The sequence below is a fragment of the Pseudomonas citronellolis genome, assembly GCF_029335315.1.
In the GTDB taxonomy this organism is placed as follows: domain Bacteria; phylum Pseudomonadota; class Gammaproteobacteria; order Pseudomonadales; family Pseudomonadaceae; genus Pseudomonas; species Pseudomonas citronellolis_A.
In genome coordinates this window covers 1-3,862 of the sequence record NZ_JARJLT010000243.1, presented here as the reverse complement: position 1 = coordinate 3,862, position 3,862 = coordinate 1, and the positions used below count along the sequence as shown (strand labels likewise).

At 68.4% G+C, this 3,862-nt stretch carries 3 protein-coding genes; 1 reads left to right on the top strand and 2 read right to left on the bottom strand.

Annotated features, from left to right (window positions below):
* Positions 1 to 414: 414 nt before the first annotated feature.
* On the bottom strand, positions 415 to 687 hold the full coding sequence (locus P3W75_RS18540) for a hypothetical protein (protein ID WP_276228779.1): 273 nt from the start codon (positions 685 to 687) through the stop codon (positions 415 to 417).
* A gap of 250 nt (positions 688 to 937) precedes the next feature.
* The gene (lpdA, locus tag P3W75_RS18535; RefSeq protein WP_276228778.1) at positions 938 to 2,338 is read right to left on the bottom strand and encodes a dihydrolipoyl dehydrogenase; all 1,401 of its coding nucleotides are present in this window, start codon (positions 2,336 to 2,338) and stop codon (positions 938 to 940) included.
* A gap of 184 nt (positions 2,339 to 2,522) precedes the next feature.
* On the opposite strand from lpdA, the gene P3W75_RS18530 reads away from it, so the two are divergent.
* On the top strand, positions 2,523 to 3,647 hold the full coding sequence (locus P3W75_RS18530) for a M14 family metallopeptidase (RefSeq protein ID WP_276228777.1): 1,125 nt from the start codon (positions 2,523 to 2,525) through the stop codon (positions 3,645 to 3,647).
* Positions 3,648 to 3,862: the final 215 nt, after the last annotated feature.

Below are 3,862 nucleotides of genomic sequence, written 5' to 3'. Positions count from 1 at the left end.
AGGCCGAGCGAAACCCGAGCTGAGGAGGCCGGGCGACATGGATGTCGCAAGAGCCCCGCGGGCTACAGGGACGTACCCTCGGGGCGGGCCTCCGGTGCTCGGGAGTTCGTGAGGGAAGCCCGGCTTGCCGGGCCCGGATGCCGGGGCAAGCGTTTTGGTTACTTTTTGCGGGGCCGGCCTTCCGGCGACTGCAAAAGTGACTCGCCCGAGGGGGCGAAACAAGACGGTTGGGCAGACTCGGAGCGGCGCGGAACACTGACGCTTAGGCAACTCCAAGAGCCCCCTTTCCCCAACCCTCGCCCGCAAGCGGGAGCGGGTCAGCCAAGGCGGCGAGGTCGGAGCCTGGCGTTACGCATCCCCAGAACGCAAAAGCCCGGCACTGAGTCCGGGCTTTTCGAGGGGAGCGCCGCCGCGTCACTCGGGCATGTGCCATTCCTGCAGGCGGTAGCCTTCGCGGTTCAGCTCCTCGCGGGCCTGGGTCAGCAGGTCGGCCAGGCGCGCCGGGTCGGAGTACTCGGTGCAGGGGATGCGGGTCAGGCCCAGCAGGCGGGTGCCGGTGCGGTCGAGCACGGACAGGTCGAGGCTGCCGTCGCCGCTGGCCTGGTCGACCCAGGTCACGCACTGGAAGGGTTGGAAGGCTCGTCCGGAGATCAGCAGAGCCTCGTTGAAACGAAGGGTCGCGTTCATGGTGGTTACACTCTCTGCGCAGGTCATCCATTGCTCTGTTAGTGGACGGCGCTTCGCTGATCCGTCCGATCTGTACAGCCAATTGACACCGCGAGTCGCACAGAAAGTCACAACGCCTGTCGCTTTTGTGCACAGGCTTGTCGCATTGGAATCCGGAAAATTGCCGGCAATCTGCCGCTAAATCCCGGCAAATGGCTCTGCCACGGGGCTTGCGGCGGAGCGGCGGGGTGCGCCGATCCGCCGCAGGGGTTCACGCCTGCATCGCCCAGCCTTCCACCGCCATGGCCGCCTGGCGCAGCGCCTCGGAGCGGGTCGGGTGCGGGTGGCAGGTGCGCGCCACGTCCTCGGAGGCGGCGGCGAACTCCATGGCCACGCAGAACTCGGCGATCATGTCGCCGACGTTCGGCCCGACCATGTGCACACCCAGCACCTCGTCGCTGCGCTCGTCCGCCAGGACCTTCACGAAGCCCTCGGTCTCGTGGTTGATCTTCGCCCGGCTGTTGGCCGTGAAGGGGAACTTGCCGACCCGGTAGGCGCGCCCCTCGGCCTTCAGCTGTTCCTCGGTCTTGCCCACGGTGGCGACTTCCGGGTGGGTGTAGATGACGCTGGGGATGACCTCGTAGTTGACCTCGCCCGCCTTGCCGGCGATCAGCTCGGCCACGGCGATGGCCTCTTCCTCGGCCTTGTGCGCCAGCATCGGCCCGGCGGTGACGTCGCCGATCACCCAGATGCCGTCCACCCCGCTGCGCAGGTGCTGGTTGGCCAGCATGCCGCGCTTGTCCACGGCCAGGCCCACGGTCTCCAGGCCCAGGCCCTGGGTGTACGGGCGGCGGCCGATGGCCACCAGCACGTAGTCGGCCTCCAGGGTCTCGGCGGCGCCGCCGGCGGCCGGCTCCACCTGCAGGCTGACGGTCTTGCCGCTGACCTTGGCCTGGGTCACCTTCGAGCCCAGCTTGAACTGCATGCCCTGCTTGGCCAGGGCGCGCTGGAAGGTGCGCGCGGTCTCGTCGTCCATGCCCGGGCAGATGCGGTCGAGGTATTCCAGCACCGTCACCTCGCTGCCCAGGCGCCGCCACACCGAGCCCAGCTCCAGGCCGATGACCCCGGCGCCGATCACCACCAGGCGCTTGGGCACTTCCGGCAGCGACAAGGCCCCGGTGGAGTCGAGGATGCGCTTGTTGTCGATGGTCACGCCCGGCAACGGCGTGGGTTCGGAGCCGGTGGCGATGATCACGTGCCGGGCGCCGTGGCTGCTGCTGGAGCCGTCGGCGGCGCTGACCACCACCTTGCCCGGGCCGTCCAGGCGGCCCCAGCCCTTGAGCCATTCCACCTTGTTCTTGCGGAACAGGAACTCCACGCCCTTGGTCAGGGCGCCGACGCTTTCGTCCTTCTGCTTCATCATCTGCGCCAGGTCCAGGCTCGGCTTGACCTGGATGCCCAGGCGGGCGAACTCGGCGCCGCTGGCCGCCTCGAACAGCTCGGAGGCGTGCAGCAGCGCCTTGGACGGCATGCAGCCGACGTTCAGGCAGGTGCCGCCGAGGGTTTCGCGGCCTTCCACGCAGGCCACCTTGAGGCCCAGCTGGCCGGCGCGGATGGCGGCGTTGTAGCCGCCGGGGCCGCCGCCGATGATGATCACGTCGTAGTCACTCATGGAGTTCTCCTGGTCGCGGGACGAATTCATCGAGGTTAGCGCCTGGGCGGGAGTTGGCCAGGCGGCGTCTCATCCGGTTTATATTATTATCATAATATTATTTCCGTGAAAGCCCCGCGGATGACAGCCGGGGCGGGGCGCCGCAAGATAGGGGTTTTGCATCCACCATGCCTGAGGAGGATTCATGGAGATTCGCTGCGACTTCGACAGCGGCAACATCCAGGTGCTGGATGCCGGCGACCCGCGCGACGTGCGCCTGGCCCTGCGCCCGGACCTGAAGAGCCCGCACTTCCAGTGGTTCCACTTCCGCGTCGACGGCCTGCAGGCCGGCCAGCGCTACACCTTCAACCTGACCAACGCCGGGCAGTCCAGCTACACCGGCGGTTGGCCGGGCTACCGCGCGGTGGCCTCCTACGACCAGCGCGAGTGGTTCCGCGTGGACAGCAGCTACGACGGCCAGTCCCTGCGCTTCAGCCTCGACGCCGAGCAGCCGCAGGCCTGGTTCGCCTACTTCGAGCCCTACAGCCGCGAGCGCCACGCCGCGCTGGTGCGCGAGGCGATCGACAAGGCCGGCGCCGAGCTGGTGGCCACCGGGCGCAGCGTCGAGGGCCGCGACATCCCGCTGCTGCGCGTCCGCCGCAACCCGCGGGCGACCCGCAAGCTGTGGCTGATCGCCCAGCAACACCCCGGCGAGCACATGGCCGAATGGTTCATGGAAGGCCTGATCGAGCGCCTGCAGCGCCCCGACGCCGAGCTCGAGCACCTGCTGCAGCACGCCGAGCTGTACCTGGTGCCGAACATGAACCCCGACGGCGCCTTCCGTGGCCACCTGCGCACCAACGCCGCCGGCACCGACCTCAACCGCGCCTGGGCCGCGCCCAGCGCCGAGAACAGCCCGGAAGTGCTGTTCGTCCAGGCGCACATGCGCCAGCAGGGCGTCGACCTGTTCCTCGACATCCATGGCGACGAGGAAATCCCCTACGTGTTCGCCGCCGGCTGCGAAGGCAACCCCGGCTACAGCGAGCGCCAGGCCCGCCTGGAGGCGGAGTTCCGCGCGAGCCTGGAGCGCAACGGCGAGTTCCAGAGCGTCCACGGCTACCCGCGCAGCGCGCCGGGCAAGGCCAACATGACGCTGGCCTGCAACCATGTCGGCGAAACCTACCAGTGCCTGTCGCTGACCCTGGAAATGCCCTTCAAGGACCACGACCTGAACCCCGACCCGCGCCACGGCTGGAGCGGCGCGCGGGCCAAGGGCCTGGCCGGGGCGGTGCTGACGACCCTGTCGAGCCTGGTGCAGGAACTGCGCTGAGTGGAATCTTCGCCGCCGTGTGCTAGTCCAATTCAATGTGGAACTCGCATGCGGAGGTGTCCATGTACAGGACGCGCAAGCTGTTGACCCCCCAGGAGATCGAAGACCTGCAGGAACGCCTGGAAGCCATGGAAGAGCTGGACTTTCGCGAGCGCCGCGAAGTCCGCAAGAACCGCGTGGGCGAACGCCGCCCGCGTTTGGGCCTGGCGCCGGGC